The sequence below is a fragment of the Geobacillus zalihae NBRC 101842 genome (genome assembly GCF_001544135.1).
Taxonomy (GTDB): domain Bacteria; phylum Bacillota; class Bacilli; order Bacillales; family Anoxybacillaceae; genus Geobacillus; species Geobacillus zalihae.
Map to the genome: position 1 here is coordinate 1 of NZ_BCPV01000072.1, position 16,678 is coordinate 16,678.

General features: G+C 44.4%; 11 protein-coding genes, 7 tRNA genes and 1 rRNA gene. All 19 read right to left on the bottom strand.

Annotation, left to right across the window (positions count from 1 at the left end; translation table 11 throughout):
- Positions 1 to 411: hypothetical protein (locus GZ1_RS15305; protein WP_157074380.1), on the bottom strand; the 411-nt coding region annotated here is incomplete at its 3' end.
- Positions 412 to 530: 119 nt separating this feature from the next.
- Entirely contained in the window at positions 531 to 3,566 is a 3,036-nt protein-coding gene (locus GZ1_RS15310; RefSeq protein WP_060788807.1) for a type I restriction endonuclease subunit R, read from the bottom strand.
- 2 nt (positions 3,567 to 3,568) lie between these two features.
- Positions 3,569 to 4,909, bottom strand: coding sequence for a restriction endonuclease subunit S (locus GZ1_RS15315; RefSeq protein WP_060788808.1), 1,341 nt, complete (start codon positions 4,907 to 4,909; stop codon positions 3,569 to 3,571).
- Positions 4,906 to 6,879: a type I restriction-modification system subunit M gene (locus GZ1_RS15320; RefSeq protein ID WP_060788809.1), complete on the bottom strand. Its 1,974-nt coding sequence runs from the start codon at positions 6,877 to 6,879 to the stop codon at positions 4,906 to 4,908. Before GZ1_RS15320 ends, GZ1_RS15315 begins: the two co-directional genes overlap by 4 nt.
- Positions 6,880 to 7,126: 247 nt before the next feature.
- The gene (glmS, locus tag GZ1_RS15325; RefSeq protein WP_060788810.1) at positions 7,127 to 8,929 is read right to left on the bottom strand and encodes a glutamine--fructose-6-phosphate transaminase (isomerizing); all 1,803 of its coding nucleotides are present in this window, start codon (positions 8,927 to 8,929) and stop codon (positions 7,127 to 7,129) included.
- 523 nt (positions 8,930 to 9,452) lie between these two features.
- Positions 9,453 to 10,802, bottom strand: coding sequence for a phosphoglucosamine mutase (gene glmM, locus GZ1_RS15330; RefSeq protein WP_060788811.1), 1,350 nt, complete (start codon positions 10,800 to 10,802; stop codon positions 9,453 to 9,455).
- Between the two features lie 27 nt (positions 10,803 to 10,829).
- The gene (locus tag GZ1_RS15335) at positions 10,830 to 12,068 is read right to left on the bottom strand and encodes a CdaR family protein (protein WP_015373736.1); all 1,239 of its coding nucleotides are present in this window, start codon (positions 12,066 to 12,068) and stop codon (positions 10,830 to 10,832) included.
- Positions 12,061 to 12,882 carry a diadenylate cyclase CdaA gene (cdaA, locus tag GZ1_RS15340; RefSeq protein WP_014194616.1) on the bottom strand — a complete coding sequence of 274 codons (822 nt, stop codon included), beginning with the start codon at positions 12,880 to 12,882 and terminating at the stop codon, positions 12,061 to 12,063. Before cdaA ends, GZ1_RS15335 begins: the two co-directional genes overlap by 8 nt.
- A 72-nt stretch (positions 12,883 to 12,954) precedes the next feature.
- Entirely contained in the window at positions 12,955 to 13,566 is a 612-nt protein-coding gene (rsiW, locus tag GZ1_RS15345) for an anti-sigma-W factor RsiW (RefSeq protein WP_060788812.1), read from the bottom strand.
- A gap of 14 nt (positions 13,567 to 13,580) precedes the next feature.
- Positions 13,581 to 14,144, bottom strand: coding sequence for an RNA polymerase sigma factor SigW (gene sigW / locus GZ1_RS15350; RefSeq protein ID WP_020279758.1), 564 nt, complete (start codon positions 14,142 to 14,144; stop codon positions 13,581 to 13,583).
- A gap of 200 nt (positions 14,145 to 14,344) precedes the next feature.
- Positions 14,345 to 15,244: an arginase gene (rocF, locus tag GZ1_RS15355; RefSeq protein ID WP_014194613.1), complete on the bottom strand. Its 900-nt coding sequence runs from the start codon at positions 15,242 to 15,244 to the stop codon at positions 14,345 to 14,347.
- A gap of 148 nt (positions 15,245 to 15,392) precedes the next feature.
- Positions 15,393 to 15,465 (bottom strand) — tRNA-Ala (locus GZ1_RS15360).
- 6 nt (positions 15,466 to 15,471) lie between these two features.
- Positions 15,472 to 15,543 (bottom strand) — tRNA-Gly (locus tag GZ1_RS15365).
- 4 nt (positions 15,544 to 15,547) lie between these two features.
- Positions 15,548 to 15,623, bottom strand: a tRNA-Lys gene (locus GZ1_RS15370).
- Positions 15,624 to 15,912: 289 nt separating this feature from the next.
- Positions 15,913 to 15,987: transfer RNA gene (locus GZ1_RS15375), tRNA-Gln, on the bottom strand.
- A gap of 114 nt (positions 15,988 to 16,101) precedes the next feature.
- Positions 16,102 to 16,173, bottom strand: a tRNA-Glu gene (locus tag GZ1_RS15380).
- Between the two features lie 10 nt (positions 16,174 to 16,183).
- Positions 16,184 to 16,259: transfer RNA gene (locus tag GZ1_RS15385), tRNA-Thr, on the bottom strand.
- A gap of 7 nt (positions 16,260 to 16,266) precedes the next feature.
- Positions 16,267 to 16,341: transfer RNA gene (locus tag GZ1_RS15390), tRNA-Asn, on the bottom strand.
- 156 nt (positions 16,342 to 16,497) lie between these two features.
- Positions 16,498 to 16,614 (bottom strand): 5S ribosomal RNA (rrf, locus tag GZ1_RS15395).
- Between the last annotated feature and the right edge of the window lie 64 nt (positions 16,615 to 16,678).

Below are 16,678 nucleotides of genomic sequence, written 5' to 3' on the forward strand. Positions count from 1 at the left end.
GTCAGCGCAATATGTAATGGATAAATAAATCAATCGTTTGACCTCTTCCAGTATATCTGGATCCTTAAAATGTTGCGCTATGTTTTTCGGAAGCGGTTTTTTTTCGACTGAAAGAATCAGAAGTTCCCTCCAGTTGCTTGGCTCTTTTATTTCTTTCCCTTTCAAAACTTCAATTGCACCATTTAAGGACATTTCATCAATCGCATGTAAATAAGCCTCAAAATATTCCGCTTTAGGTTGCTTACCCTCTAAAAATTCCGTAACTCTTCTTTTTACTTCACTTTGTTTTATCTTTCTTTTACGATATTTAGTTTGTAATATTTTGGTTAATTTCTCAATGAATGAATTATATTTTTTCTTATCGTTTTTGTACAAATCTCTTATATAACTTCTAACCCGTTCGATATACATTTTTAATTTTCCTCTTTGTTTTTTTATTTCTTTTTTATTTTTTATTAACAAAAAAAAGTATTAAATAAACATTTTGTTTTAAAAAGTTATAAAAAAAGCTTGGTAAAAATACCAAGCCCTCATTTCTTTGAATTCTTAATCATATTATAAACAATTTTACCCACTACTTCGCTGATCATCTTACAACCTTCATCGCTGGAAGCAATAAACTCCATTAATTTATCTAATTGTTTGTTCTCATGGTCTAATTCTTTCTTTTGTTCCATAAAGGAGTCTATAATTCCATCGATAAATTGATTTTGGAATGGATATCGGAAATCATTATAGGAATTGTTTAATACCTGTTCTTTCATTCCAGGCATATTGGCAAACGATTCTGCTACCTGATATAACTGCTCACTTACAACTTCATCATCTAAGTCCAATCCATATAATTCGTTTATTTGGTTTACGATCTCAGATAAAAGCGTATACTCCGGTTTTCTTGTTTTTCCACCAGCAACTTTTCCGCCCGTTAATGGTTCGCTTGCACCTTTCTCCAATTCAATTGCGCCTTCAGCAACCTTTTGAATACGGTAATACTCTAGATCAACAAGATCATTTGAAAAATTATTATTGTTTTTCTTTTTACCTGCATTTATTTTTTGGTAAAGAAACCTAATAAAAGTAAAATAACGTTTCATTTCTTCATCATATTCAATGAGTTGAGAAAGAAAAAGATATTGTGAAATAAACTTTTTCATCATGGATTTTGCATCATCTCTTTGATCTTCAGTAAGATAGTTAAACCGTTTTTCAGGAAGTGCTAATATCTTATATAACTTTGCATGGTCACTAGCTGTTTGTTTTGCTTTTGGTTGAAAGAAAACTTTACAAAATTCATCAATCTCATTTTCCTCATAAATTCGTAAGTCATCCAGCAATCTCTTATATTCATAAACAATATTCGGATCTGTAGGTTCATCAATTTCCGTTTTTTCATAATAAGGCTGGAATGCTTTGCGGATTGTTTCGCGGTCATTAACAAAATCAAGCACAAATGTATCGTGTTTTTCAGGATGTGTACGATTTAATCGCGATAGCGTTTGTACCGCTTTGACGCCTGATAATTTTTTATCAACGTACATTGTATGAAGAAGTGGTTGATCAAAACCTGTTTGGTATTTGTCCGCCACAATCATGATTTTATAATCATCTTCTTCAAATTTAGACTTCGTTTGGGATTCAGGGAACCCGTTCATTTCTGATTCCGTTTTTGTTTCGCCTAATTCTTCATCATGTACTTTTCCTGAAAAAGCAACTAATACATATAAATCTTTATAATTCTTTTTCTTTAGATACTCTTGGAATGCATCCATATATCGTTTCGCATGAAGACGTGAGCTTGTGACAACCATCGCTTTTGCTTTACCGCCAATTTTATGGCGAGTAAAGTTTCGAAAATGTTCAATGATTATTTCTGCCTTTTGAGATAAGTTAGTCGGATGTAATGATACAAAACGAGCAATTCCCTTCATGGTCGTTTTCTTTTCTACTTCTGGATCATCATTGATTGCTTTGCATATTTTAAAATATGTTTCGTATGTAACGTAATTTTTCAACACATCTAAAATAAAACCTTCTTCAATAGCTTGGCGCATGGAATACAGATGGAATGGTTCAGGTTTTCCTTCTTCATTTATTTGCCCAAACATCTCTAATGTTTTTTTCTTTGGTGTCGCTGTAAATGCGAATAAGCTTAAGTTTTGTTTTCTTTTATAAGCCGATAAAATGCTAGCAATCTGATCATCAATATCCGGCTCATCGCTTTCTTCAAGAGCATCTGCTTCGGCTGCTTGGTTTAAATTTTTGTAGGATAGAATATCCTTCATTTTTCTGGCAGTTATCCCTGTTTGGGAACTATGAGCTTCATCCATAATGATGGCGTATGTTGCATCTTCAGGCATCGATTGAATTTTCTCGATCACAAACGGGAATTTTTGAAGGGTTGTTACAATAATTTTAGATCCTTTACTTAAAGCTTCAGCTAACTGGTTAGAATCTTTATCGATATAAGCAACAAAGCCTGGAGTGGAATCAAATTGGCGAATAGTATCTTGAATTTGTTCATCTAAAACAACTCGATCGGTAATTACAATAACCGTATTAAAAATGACATTACCTTTGGCGTCTGCTAGTGATGCTAGTCGATAGGAAAGCCATGCGATCGTGTTACTCTTCCCGCTTCCTGCAGAATGTTGAATTAAATAGCGTTTTCCTGGACCATTTGCTAATACATCATCTACAATTTTCCTCACAGCATCCAATTGATGAAAACGAGGGAAAATTAATTGTTTTTTATCTTTTTTCTTATTCTTTTTGTCTTTTTCAATTTTTAGCTCGATAAAGTTTTGTAAAACATCAAATAAGCTATCTTTTTGTAAAATTTCTTCCCAAAGATACGAAGTTTTATATCCAGATGGGTGTGGCGGATTTCCTTTACCGTATTCATATCCTTTATTGAATGGTAAAAAGTACGTCTTTTCTTTTTTTAATTCTGTTGTCATATGAACTTCATCTGGGTCTACTGCAAAATGAACGAGAGAGCGCTGATTAAACAAAAAGATCGGCTCGTTTGGATCTCGGTCTTTGTATTGTTCAATCGCATCTTCATAGGATTGACCAGTTAAATGATTTTTTAATTCCATTGTGATAATTGGAAATCCATTCAAATCAATTACCACATCAATGGATTCATTACTTTTTGTGCTGTATTTCACTTGTCGTGTAATCGTTAATCGATTTTTATGATAATTAGCTACTGCATCTGGATTTAAATCATTGTCTGGTTTTAAAAAGAATAATCTTATTGGAATACCGTGGTCTTTATATTTACCCTTAGCACTATCGCGTAGCAAACCAATTAATCCTTTTGGATGCGTTTTAATTGCTCTTGTAAGGGATGTAAGAAAACTATTTTCGACATTTGCCCCATAAATCGTTTCAAGCGCTTCCCAAGCCTTGGGCTGTGTATCTTTAATAAAATTGATTAATCTGGTCGGAAATAGCCCTAAATAAGGATCAAATTCAGCAGGATTACCTTTCAGATAACCCTGCTGAAGTAATACATGTTCTATCGCTGATTCAAATGCCACTTCGCGATAGTCGATGGTCATGTTTATTCCCCCTTTTGAAATCCACGAACATCGATTTTTCCGGTAACGGCTTCATAGATGAGAGATTGGCGGTATTCTTTTAGCTTGTTGATTACTGTACGTTGATCTTCTATTAATATATCTATTTCAGTAGTTTTTTTTGTTAGATACTCAGCTATATCTTCCTGTTCTTGTTTATCTGGTAATGCAATAGGAAAACTATAAAGATTACCTATTGTTAATTGATTTATAGTAGATGTTAAAAACGACCCAATCTGAGCCTTAAATAACTGCGACTGAAAAACGTAATATAAGAACTTGTTATACTGGCTTCTAAATACAGTCATAAAAGCTCCGAAAGTAAGTCCTTCACTATCTCGATCAATTAAAGCACATTTGCCAATTAATTCTCTGCTTCCATTTCGAGAACAAATAAGTATATCACCAGCTCTTGTTTTCAACTTATCTGGAATAATTTTATCTACGAAAACATTATTTTCAAAAACAATTTTACCATCTCTTATGTTTGATGATCGAAGTACCAAATTTCCTTTCTCTGACTCTGAAACAACATCAGTTGGAGCATAAGTTAAGCCTATTATTGCTTCACCTATATACTTTAATTTAACAATTCCCCAATGCTCCGGTATCTCTCCAATCCATTCCACACCTGAATCCTTCATTTTAGCGGTTTCCGGCGATAGCCCTTTTGTCACCGCCTCATTGATGATGGCTTGGCGATATTCTTGAAGGTGTTCGATGAGTTGTTCTTTTTCTTTGATGATAGCGTCAATTTGGGATGTTTTATAATCCAAGAAATCTGCAATTAACCTCTGTTCATCTAATGGCGGGACTGGGATTTTTGTCTTTGATATTATTGCTGGTTCTACCCTTTGATGGCTATTAGTTGCTGATTTTACAAACGAATTATAATAATCAGCTAATTTACTATTGCTTAGAATATAATACAGGTATTTGCCCATTATTTTTTTCGGATAAAATGGGACAAATTCAGTGGAACAAACTATATCTTGTTTTTTCTTTTCTGTTAATACCACTGTTTTTTTTCTTGGATTTAATTTGGAAATTAATACTTCTCCACCTTTTAATTTATATTTGTTGCTTTCTATGTTATCTCCATTTTCTAATCTGCCATCATTAACACTTTGTACTGTTGGTATATCATAGTAAAATAATTCTTTTCCTTTCATATCCTTGGTGTCTATTGAATTTAGTGTTTTATTAGCAACATACTCTATTCTCGACACTTTCCAATGTTCAGGTATCTTACCCAACCACTCAATTCCTGAATCTTTATATTTCGTATAAGATGTGTATTGTTCTATCTGTTTTAAATCTTTCATGCCAACAACCCCCGAATCTTCTCCACAATACTTGTTTCAAGTTCTTGAATTTCTTTTGCAATTTCGGAGGATGGACGAAGTTTTTCGAATTTGTAAAAGTATCGAGTAAACGGAATCTCATATCCAACTTTTCCAACGAAACCATCTTTATCATCTGTTATCGTTTCATTAATCCAAGCATCCGGAACATAAGGTTTTACTTCTTGTTCAAAATACTCGTAAATATCTTGTTTTAACGGTACATTTTCATAATCGCGAAGTTCTGGATCTGGTTCTGGATTTCCGTCTTTGTCTAAACAAATATCCGCATGTTCATCTCGTTCGGATAGTGCAGTTAAAATCGCTTTCATGACCGATGCTTTTACGGATAACCCTGCTTTTTTCATTACTTTTTTAAGTTCCTTTTCAAACTCGTCCCGATTTCGGAAAAGTTTTGAGTCATCAATACCTCCGATTGCATTAATAATTTCATCTTGTTCTTCTTTTATTAGTTTTATAAATGCTTTTTGCTCATAAAGTCTTTCTATTCGTTCTTTGTTCGTTTGGAAATTCAACCGTAATGGTCGTTCAATGGTAATACGTCGATAGCCAAAGTCTTCGTTATCAAAAATTTTACTGTATTCATTTTCCTCGAAGAAACTGTATAGCTCTACGATTTTTTGAATATGTTCTTCAGTAAGTTCGTTTCTTTTATTTCCTAAGCTCTTACGCATTTTTTGGTAAAAATCTACGGCATTAATCAGCTGGATTTTTCCTTGTCTTTCTGGACTTTTATGGTTGCTTAAGATCCACACATAGGTTGCAATACCGGTATTATAGAAAAGATCTGTCGGAAGAGCAATAATTGCTTCAAGCCAGTCGTTTTCAATAATCCATCTTCGGATTTCGCTTTCCCCTGAACCAGCTCCACCAGTGAACAATGGGCTTCCGTTTAGAACAATAGCAATACGACTTTCTCCCGGTTTCATTTTAGAAATCATATGTTGTAAGAATAATAACGATCCATCACTTACGCGAGGAAGACCTGCTCCAAATCTTCCCGAATACCCTAGCTCTTTATGTTCTTTTTCAATTTCTTTTTGAACTTTTTTCCAATCAACCCCAAATGGCGGATTAGAAAGGAAATAATGGAATTGTTCATTCTCTAATCCATCTTGAGTAAAGCTATTTCCAAACTTTATATTAGACGCATTAAGCCCTTTGAGAAGCATATCCGCTTTACAAATTGCATAGGATTCAGGATTTAATTCCTGCCCGAAAACTTCGATATTCATCGTAGGATTTAACTTTCGTAGATACTCATGAGCTACTGCAAGCATTCCTCCTGTTCCACAAGCTGGATCATAAATTTTACGAACAACTTTTTCTCCGGTTAACGCTTCTTTATCGGCATCAAACAAGATATTTACCATTAATTTGATTACTTCGCGTGGAGTAAAATGTTCCCCGGCAGTTTCGTTGGATTGTTCAGAAAAACGACGGATAAGCTCCTCAAATATGTATCCCATTTCAATGTTGCTTACGACATCCGGATGAAGATTAATTTTTAAGAATTCATCTAATACTAAATACAACAAATTTGATTCGCTTAATCTCTGAATATGCACGTCAAAATCAAAATGCCGGAGAATTTCCCGGACGTTTTCGGAAAATCCGTTCAAATATGTACGAAAGTTATCCGCTAACAAATTAGGATAATTCTTTAGGCTCTTCAATGTAAAAGGGCTAACATTATAAAACGGCGCATTGGCTACACGGTATAAAATTCTTTGATTAAACAAGGTTAAAGGTTCTTGCATCGTTTTATATTTTTCTAATACTGCATCCTTTGTAGGTTCAAGAACACAATCTAATCGACGGATGACCGTAAGCGGTAAAATGACTTTACCATAATCGGATTGTTTATAATCACCACGTAATAATTCGGCAGTATTCCAAATTAAACTTACTTTATCAGAAAAATTCATAATCCCACTCCTTTTATACCATCATAATCCTTTCAACAAAATTCTCTGTTGTAAAATCCTTTCCTTTTTCATTTTTAGTATAGAACCCTTCATTGTGAGTTTCCATATGAATTTAACCGATTTATTTTAAAAAACAATAAAAGTGTTGGCAATGCTTTATTGCCAACACTTTTATCTTGGTTACCATCTTTATTTTCCAGTTACCAACTTTATTTTCCGCGGACAACAGTCTTTCCGACCAACGAACCGCTCACTCCACCGTCACGCTCTTCGCCAAGTTGCGCGGTTTGTCGACGTCGCAGCCGCGGTGCAAGGCGGCATAGTATGCGATCAGCTGCAACGGCACGACGGAGACAAGCGGCGTAAGATCCGGATGGACGGATGGGATGATAAAGCGGTCGCCGTCGCCTTCCAGGCCGCGCATCGAGATGACGCACGGGTTCGCGCCGCGGGCGACGACTTCTTTTACGTTGCCGCGAATGCTCAAATTCACGTGCTCCTGAGTGGCAAGCGCAATCACCGGCGTGCCGTTCTCAATTAAGGCGATCGTGCCGTGTTTCAGCTCGCCGCCGGCGAACCCTTCCGCTTGAATGTACGAGATCTCCTTCAGCTTCAGCGCGCCTTCTAGGCAGACATAGTAGTCAACGGCGCGGCCGATGAAGAAGCAGTTGCGCGTCAGGGTCAAGTAGTCGCTCGCGATGTTCTCCATTTCCTCTTTCGCATCGCACAACATTTCCATCACATTGGCGACGATGGCAAGCTCTTTCGTCAAGTCAAAGTCCAGCTCAAAGCCTTTCGCTTTCGCCGCCGCGGCGGCCAAAATCGCAAGCACAGCAATTTGCGCCGTATATGCCTTTGTCGAGGCAACGGCGATTTCCGGGCCGGCGTGCAACAGGAGAGTATAATCGGCTTCCCGCGACAGCGTCGAACCTGGGACGTTCGTGATCGTAATCGCTTTATGGCCGAGTTTGTTCGTTTGCACGAGCACAGCGCGGCTGTCGGCCGTTTCGCCGCTTTGCGAGATAAAGATGAAGAGCGGCTTTTCCGACAACAGCGGCATGTTGTACGAAAATTCGCTGGCGATATGCACTTCGACTGGTATTTTCGCCCACGACTCGATCAATTGCTTGCCGACAAGACCTGCGTGGTAGCTCGTTCCGCACGCGACAATGTACAGGCGGTCGGCGTTCAGCACCTCATTGATGATCGCTTTGTCAATGGCCAATTCACCGTTGTCATCTTGGTATTTTTGAATGATGCGGCGGATGACGAACGGCTGCTCGTCAATTTCTTTCAACATGTAATGCGGATACGTTCCTTTTTCAATGTCGCTTGCATCGAGCTCGGCCGTAAACGGCTTCCGTTCGACTGTCTCGCCGTTGAGCGTTTGAATCGTGACGTTCTCGCTCGTGACGATGACGAGCTCCCCATCCATCAGTTCGACGAATCGATTCGTCACTTGGAGCATCGCCATCGCGTCGCTCGCCACGACGTTAAACCCATCGCCCAAGCCGACGAGAAGCGGGCTTTTGTTTTTCGCCGCATAGATGGTGTTTTCGTCTTGCGCATCGATCATGGCGATGGCGTACGATCCTTTTAGCAGCGAGAGCGTTTTTCGGAACGCCTCTTCCGTTGCCAGTCCGTCGTTGACGAACTTCTCCACGAGCTGAACGATCACTTCCGTGTCCGTGTCGCTTTGGAATGTGACATCGGCCAAGTAGTCGCGCTTGACCATTTCATAGTTCTCAATGACGCCGTTATGCACGAGCGTAAAACGGCCTGAAGCGCTTTGATGCGGGTGGGCGTTCACTCGGCTTGGCGCCCCGTGTGTCGCCCAGCGTGTATGGCCAATGCCGACCGTCGCGTTGACGTTCGGGTCGACGATGCGGCGCAAATCGGCAATCCGTCCTTTTTCCTTAAACACATGCACGCCGCTTTCGTTCAACACAGCGATCCCCGCCGAATCGTAGCCGCGATACTCGAGTTTTTCCAATCCGCGCAATAAAATTTCCTTCACATCTTGATAACCGATATAGCCAACAATGCCGCACATGGCAAATGTTCCTCCTTTTCATCTTGGAGGCTGCCGCTAATGAGATCCTTCCATGTTCAGTTGTCAAAGAACAACGGGGCCTCACCGTCAATGCGGCAGACTCCCCTTTCGATTTGCGCGATGACATCCTCCCCTTTGTGCAAAGGGTCACCCCTTTGTTTTAAGAGAGGACTTGCGGCTGTCATCGCTCCAGCCGGGAGGCATCCGCCGAAAACCTCGATAAACCTCCTCCTCGTCAACTAAGCGTTCTTCCGTCCAACGCTTAGTCCAGGCGCTTTGTGATCGTTAAAACCGATGCAACAGCCAACCACCTTTTTGCTTTGTTGGCCATGCCCACGGTTGCGGCAAGCCATCACTTCACCATGTTCCGCTCTTCGCCCTTCCATCGCCTCCTTTCAAAAAAAGGCAACAACGTTAATATTACAGGACATTCCCAGCGGCGTCAACTATTTATATAAATACCCTATGCATAAACGAAAGGGAACGTTCCGTTTATGCATAGGGTGGTTGTCCAGACGGTCGATTATTCCGTCCCCATTTCACGGCGGACGACATCGGCGATCCGCTCCACGTAGGCGCGGCACGCTTCTTCGGTCGGGGCCTCCGCCATAATGCGCACGAGGGGTTCCGTCCCTGACGGACGAACGAGGACGCGGCCGTTGCCGTTCATCTCTGCTTCCACTTCGGCGATCACGTTTTTCACTTGCTCATTTTCCATCACTTTTTCTTTCTCTTTCACCCGGACGTTCACTAAGAGCTGCGGGTATTTTTTCATTTCCCCCGCCAATTCGGAAAGCGGCTTGCCTTTGATTTTCATGATGTTGACAAGCTGGAGCGCCGTCAACATGCCGTCCCCCGTCGTGTTGTAGTCGAGGAAGATGATATGTCCGGACTGCTCGCCGCCAAGATTATAGCCGTTCTTCTTCATTTCCTCGACGACATAGCGGTCGCCAACGGCCGTTTGTACACTTTTGATTCCCTGCGCCTCAAGCGCCTTGTAAAACCCAAGGTTGCTCATGACGGTCGAGACGACGGTTTGGTGCTTGAGGCGGCCGGTTTCTTTTAAATATTTGGCGCAAATGTACATAATCTGGTCGCCATCGACGATGTTGCCGTTCTCATCGACGGCAATGAGACGGTCGCCGTCCCCGTCAAAGGCGAGCCCGACATCAGCTCCTTTTTCTTTGACAAACGCCGCTAACGCTTCCGGATGGGTGGAACCGACCCCTTCGTTAATGTTGAGCCCATTGGGCGAAGCCCCCATTGTCACGACATCCGCATCCAAATCGGCAAATAAGTACGTCGCAAGCGATGACGTCGCCCCGTGCGCGCAGTCGAGGGCGATTTTCATCCCGGAAAAATCTTCTTCATCGATCGTTTGTTTTAAATACTGCAAGTATTTTTGCCCGCCTTCAAAATAGTCGTTGACTTGCCCAAGTCCAGCCCCGATCGGCCGCGGCAGCATATCCTCCGCGCTGTCGATCAGCGCCTCAATTTCTGCTTCTTGCTCATCCGACAGCTTGAACCCGTCCGGGCCGAAAAATTTAATGCCGTTATCTTGCACCGGGTTGTGGGAGGCGGAAATCATGATGCCGGCCTGCGCTCCAAGCGCCTTCGTCAAATAGGCGACACCTGGCGTGGAAATGACGCCAAGGCGCATCACTTCCGCCCCGATCGACAAAAGCCCCGCGACAAGGGCCCCTTCCAACATATGGCCGGAAATGCGGGTGTCGCGCCCGATCAGTACTTTCGGGCGCTCAGCGCTTTTGGTCAGCACGTATCCGCCGCAGCGGCCGATTTGAAACGCCAACTCTGGCGTCAATTCACGATTTGCGACTCCTCGTACACCATCAGTGCCAAAATATTTGCCCATTCGTTCACTCTCTCCTTACTATGCAGTTTATTGTGCAGCCGCTTTTTCGCTAATCTGGACCATCGCCGTTTCCACCGACGGCTGCCATTGGACTTGTTCAGGGTGGTTCCATTGAATGGGAACTTGATGTTCGCCGGTGTCAAGTCCACCGACATCGACATACAAACGAATATCGTCTTTTGTCAACCCGCGGACGACATCGGGCGGACCGACAAGGCGGACCGTAATTTTGCCTTCAAGCGGTTTGACAAATTCGGCTTTGTATGAATCCGGCAAGCCGACGACAGCGATCGGCACGTCTTTCCACGTTTGCGTGACGTCTTTTTCCACATCAATATGGACCTTGATTTTGTCTGGGTTGACGCTTTTTGCGCCATCGGGAAGCGGAACGTCGAGCTCTACCGTCGCATCATCAGTAATGTCGTCCAAATCAACGGTCAATCCTTCCAGCTTGTCAATATGGTTCAACACTTCCTTCGGTCCATAAATCGTGACCCGATCCGGCTCCGGCGTGACGCTGACAAGATGCACACCATCCGGCAGCTCTCCGGTTGTCTGCACTTGAACCGGCACCGTCTTGCTCGGGCTTTTCACCGGCACGGTTACTTCCACCGACGATGGCTCTGGCTCAATATCCAACTCATTTCCCCGTCGATCGTACACTCGAACGCGCGCTTCTCTCGTCAGCGTTTCCGTCGCCCCATCTAAGTCGACGATGGCTTTGACAAAGGCAATCTCGTCGATTCGTTCCTTCGCCCCGGTAATCGTCACGGCATCTGGTTTCACCGTCGGTTCTCCAACGGAATAGCCATCCGGCATTTTGTTTCGATTGAAAAATTCAACACCGACCGGAAACTGTTTCGACACTTTTTCACGAATCGTCACTTTGGCCGAGGAAGGCTGAATCGTCACTTTCAACTTGTCGGAGATGTCCCTGTATTTGATCGGCACCGTGTATGTCCCTAATGGCAATTCCGTTAAATCGACATACACCTCGAAATTTCGTTGTAGAGCCGTCGGCTTGACAATGCTGGCGGGTCCTTGGAGCGTAACGTTCACGTATTTCGGGACACCCGATACGACCAAGTTGTTTTCATCATAGTAAGCGACCACCGGAATATCGACCAACGTTTCCGTATCTTCCTGGCCAAACGTGTTGCGCGTCTCACCAGTTTTCGCCCCGACATTGGCCGACATATACAGCATAATCGCCAGCAATAAGGAGACAACGCGAATAAACCAAGGATGGTCCATCAACTTATCCATGTTTCTTCCCCCTCCACTGCCAACGGGAAGAAGCAGGCGCCTTCGTCGCTGGAGCAAGTTCGCCGGTCAACAGCTCCCGAAACTCATCGATCGTTAAATCGCGGTACAGCTCGCCGTTTTTCGTCAACGATACTGCTCCCGTCTCTTCCGACACGACGACGGTGACGCTGTCCGTCACTTCGCTGATGCCGAGCGCCGCCCGATGGCGTGTTCCGAGCTCTTTCGAAATAAACGGACTTTCCGATAATGGCAAATAACAGGCCGCCGCAGCGATTTGGTTTTTTTGAATAATGACCGCCCCATCATGAAGCGGCGTGTTCGGAATGAAAATATTAATGAGCAGTTCCGGCGATACATGAGCGTTTAACATAATGCCGGTTTCGACATAATCGTTCATTCCGGTTTCCCGCTCAATGGAAATCAGCGCGCCGATGCGTCGCTTCGCCATATACTCGGTCGCTTTGACAATGGCTTCCACCATTCGCATCCGCTCTTCCTCTTCATTGACCGTATTGCGGGTGAACAGCCGTCCGCGGCCGAGCTGCTCAAGGGCGCGCCGCAATTCTGGTTGAAAAATGATGATGATCGCGAGAAATCCCCAAATGATCGCCTGATCCATCAGCCATTGCAACGTCGTCAATCCGAGGTAATTGCTCACGAAACGAACCAAAATAATTAAAAAAATGCCTTTTAACAACTGAATGGCCTTCGTCCCGCGAATCATCATGATCAACTTGTAAATCACATACCAAACGACAAGGATATCAACCACTTTTAACAAATATGACACGATGGGGAGCTCTCCGAAGGACATCTTCACACTTCCTTTATCTCTAATTCCAATCTGTTGATGGCCACGGAAAAAGCCATCGAACGATGGCTGCCATCATTCAATCGATTGGAGCGCACGATTGAACCTTTCTTTAATATTATACCAAATCCATTCAAACACTTGATTAATTTCCTCCACTTCCCCTGTCACTTGCCCGGCGGACGCCATATATTTCTTTCCATGGATCACAGTCACGTCCCCATCAACCGTTCCTTCAATCCGAATCGAGCCATTGCGGACGACAATATCTCCTTTGACCGTTTCTCCTTTCGGCACGATGACAGTATGATCGCGGATGATGACATGTTCATCAGCTGAGACGGAAAACGCGCCTCTTTCCCCCCATGAAGAGGCTAAGCTGCCGAAAGTAAGCGCGAAAAACAACGAGGCAGCCGTAAGCAGCGGATGATGATGCAGAAAACGGCGCAGCCGCGCGGTCTTTCTCTCTTTCGGCATCGCCTCCATAACCTTGGCTGCAAACGACGGCGGCGCCGCAACGTGGGCGGCATATTGGAGGAACGCAACCGTCTTTTTCAGCTCGTGAAAATGGGCAGCGCACGCAGCGCACGAACGCAAATGTTCTTTCAGCTGCTGCTCTCCTTCTGGCTGGAGATCTCCATCAAAATAGCTGTGCATGAGCAACACGATTTCTTTCGGACATTCCATAGTCTCCCACCCTCTTATAAATGACCCAATTGCCTGCGCAACGCTTCGCGGCCGCGATGCAGCCGCGTTTTCACCGTGCCGACCGGCAACCCTAAAATCTCGCTGATTTCTTGCAACGACAAATCTTCCATATATTTCAACACGATCACGCTTCGATACTTTTCTGGCAACTGCTCAATCGCTCGCTGCACCGTCTCTTGCAGCTCCAGGCTTTCCACTGCCTCCTCCGGGGATGTTTCGCGGGAAGGAAGCTGAGCCTGCATCGTCAACCCGTCCGTGCCTCCGACCTCTTCATCTAAATACACGTCCGGCTTCCGTTTCCGCAATTTATCGATCGTCAAGTTCGTCGCGATTCGGTACAGCCAAGTGGAAAACTTCATTTCAGGATTGTACGTATCAATATGGATGTAGGCGCGGATGAACGCCTCCTGCGCCGCATCTTCCGCCTCATGCCGATTGCCCAACATTCGATAGCAAAGACGGTAAATCTTGTCCTTATACAAATCGACAAGATCCGCGTATGCGTTTTGATCCCCTTTTTGGATCGCCTTAATTCTCTTTTTAATAAATAGATCCATAAAATACAATACCCCCGCCTCACGGCTTACCGTATATTACGGCGCTCGATCAAGAAAAGTTTCATGCAACATATTTATTGTATCATACAACGGAAAAAGAGGGGACGCCAAACAAATGGCAGCCCCTCTTTCACAAACAGCGGGAACAAATCATCATCATATCCGTGAATCCCGCAACCAACCCTCTTTGCCCACATGCATTACATGAGTTTTTCACCAAACAACGACCCCATCAGCGCTACAGCCACTGATGCTGTTTTGTTCCGCTCATCCAAGATCGGGTTCACTTCGACAAATTCCGCTGAAGTGATGATTTGTGCCTCGGCCAGCATCTCCATCGCCAAATGGCTTTCGCGGTATGTCAATCCTCCAATGACAGGCGTTCCGACTCCCGGTGCGTCGCTTGGGTCAAGGCCATCCAAGTCAAGCGACAAATGAACGCCATCCGTTCGTTCTTTTAAATAGGCGATCGTTTCTTCCATCACCCTTGTCATTCCGAGCCGATCAACCTCATGCATCGTGTAAATTTTGATTCCTTTTTCGCGAATAAACTTCTTCTCCCCTTCATCAAGGGAACGGACGCCGATCAACACGACATGTTCCGGCTTGATTTTGGGGCTGTATCCGCCGATTTGCGTCAGCGCCGGATGGCCAAACCCGAGGCTCGCCGCCAGCGGCATGCCATGAATGTTTCCAGACGGCGACGTTTCCGCGGTGTTGACGTCGCCATGCGCGTCATACCAGATCACTCCAAGCCGCTCATAATGTTTCGCCACCCCGGCGAGCGTGCCAATGGCGATGCTATGGTCGCCGCCCAGCACAAGTGGGAAGCGCCCCCGCTGAACGACTTGGTCAACCGCCGCCGCGAGTTTCTCATTCGCCTCCGCAACCGCTTTCAAATTGCGCAACCGTGAATCTCCTTGCTCGTGCAACCGCTCTGCTTTTCCAATCGGAATATCTCCCAAATCTTCAATATCGTAATGAAGACGTTCCAGACGTTCGATGACGCCTGCATAACGCATTGCGCTCGGCCCCATATCAACGCCGCGGCGTGTCTGCCCTAAATCCATCGGAACCCCGATAATTGAAATTGGCTTCATGCTGTCTCCCACTCCTTTCCGGTTCCTGTTACGTCTTTATTGTAGAGGAAAGAAAGGGGATGACTCAACTTGACAAAATTTTGAATATTTATACCGATATAACAAAAAAGAGCAGGCTGCTTTTGGTTGTCAAGCAGTCTGCTCTTGATGGAGCCTATCGGGATCGAACCGATGACCTCCTGCGTGCAAAGCAGGCGCTCTCCCAGCTGAGCTAAGGCCCCGCCCCAAGCGGAAGACGGGACTCGAACCCGCGACCCCCACCTTGGCAAGGTGGTGTTCTACCGCTGAACTACTTCCGCGCTATGGTGAGCCATGGAGGACTCGAACCTCCGACCCTCTGATTAAAAGTCAGATGCTCTACCTACTGAGCTAATGGCTCATGGTTGGGTATACACTCTAGGTACTACCTAGCTCTACCTGCCTCTTCCTCTCCCAGCCGATTCAAAGATGCCAAGTGCGTCGAGGCAACTCGAAGCAAACTCGAAGATGTAGCGCTCGTTACTGAGCTAATGGCTCATAGTTAGGATAACACTCTAAGTATGCTGCCCCTTCCTCTGCCAGCCTGTTCAAGGAAGCAGATGCGTCGGGGCAACTCGATGCCTATTCGACGATGTAACGCTCGTCACTGAGCTAATGGCTCATGACCATTTTTATGTACAAAAAAATAATGGCTGGGCTAGCTGGATTCGAACCAGCGCATCACGGAGTCAAAGTCCGTTGCCTTACCGCTTGGCTATAGCCCAACGCGATGAGAAAGAAACGCTGTATTCAATTGCTATTATATCTCAGCAATCAGGGAAGTATACACTTTTCATTTCGGCCAATCATCCTTGAAAGGACGACTGGCCGAAATGGAGTGACCCGTACGGGATTCGAACCCGTGTTACCGCCGTGAAAGGGCGGTGTCTTAACCACTTGACCAACGGGCCGGAAAATAAATGGAGCTTCCAACCGGGCTCGAACCGGTGACCTCTTCCTTACCATGGAAGTGCTCTACCTACTGAGCTATGGAAGCGTAAAAATGGCTCCGCAAGTAGGATTCGAACCTACGACCTACCGGTTAACAGCCGGTTGCTCTACCGCTGAGCTATTGCGGAATGATGAATAACTATATGTCATGCACATCTTCCCAATGTGCTCGTTGCCTCTTCCTCTGCCAGCTAATTCAAGGGAGCAAGATGCGTCGAGGCAACTCGTAGCGAATTCGAAGATGTGAAGCTCGTCGCTGAACTATTGCAGAATAATGAAACATTGCCTAGCAACGACCTACTCTTGCAGGGGCGCTGGCCCCAACTACCATCGGCGCTGGAGGGCTTAACTTCCGTGTTCGGGATGGGAACGGGTGTTTCCCCTCCGCCATAGCCACTAGGCAATGGTTATCATCTTGGACAGTAATTATTATATCCATCCTGTTGGATTTGTCAACAGGATGTT

Excerpts from the sequence above, each read along its gene's own strand:
- GZ1_RS15310 (WP_060788807.1), bottom strand. The coding sequence starts at position 3,566 with ATGACCATCGACTATCGCGAAGTGGCATTTGAATCAGCGATAGAACAT.
- GZ1_RS15315 (WP_060788808.1), bottom strand. The coding sequence starts at position 4,909 with ATGAAAGATTTAAAACAGATAGAACAATACACATCTTATACGAAATAT.
- glmS (WP_060788810.1), bottom strand. The coding sequence starts at position 8,929 with ATGTGCGGCATTGTTGGCTATATCGGTTATCAAGATGTGAAGGAAATT.
- glmM (WP_060788811.1), bottom strand. The coding sequence starts at position 10,802 with ATGGGCAAATATTTTGGCACTGATGGTGTACGAGGAGTCGCAAATCGT.
- GZ1_RS15335 (WP_015373736.1), bottom strand. The coding sequence starts at position 12,068 with ATGGATAAGTTGATGGACCATCCTTGGTTTATTCGCGTTGTCTCCTTA.
- cdaA (WP_014194616.1), bottom strand. The coding sequence starts at position 12,882 with ATGTCCTTCGGAGAGCTCCCCATCGTGTCATATTTGTTAAAAGTGGTT.
- rsiW (WP_060788812.1), bottom strand. The coding sequence starts at position 13,566 with ATGGAATGTCCGAAAGAAATCGTGTTGCTCATGCACAGCTATTTTGAT.
- sigW (WP_020279758.1), bottom strand. The coding sequence starts at position 14,144 with ATGGATCTATTTATTAAAAAGAGAATTAAGGCGATCCAAAAAGGGGAT.
- rocF (WP_014194613.1), bottom strand. The coding sequence starts at position 15,244 with ATGAAGCCAATTTCAATTATCGGGGTTCCGATGGATTTAGGGCAGACA.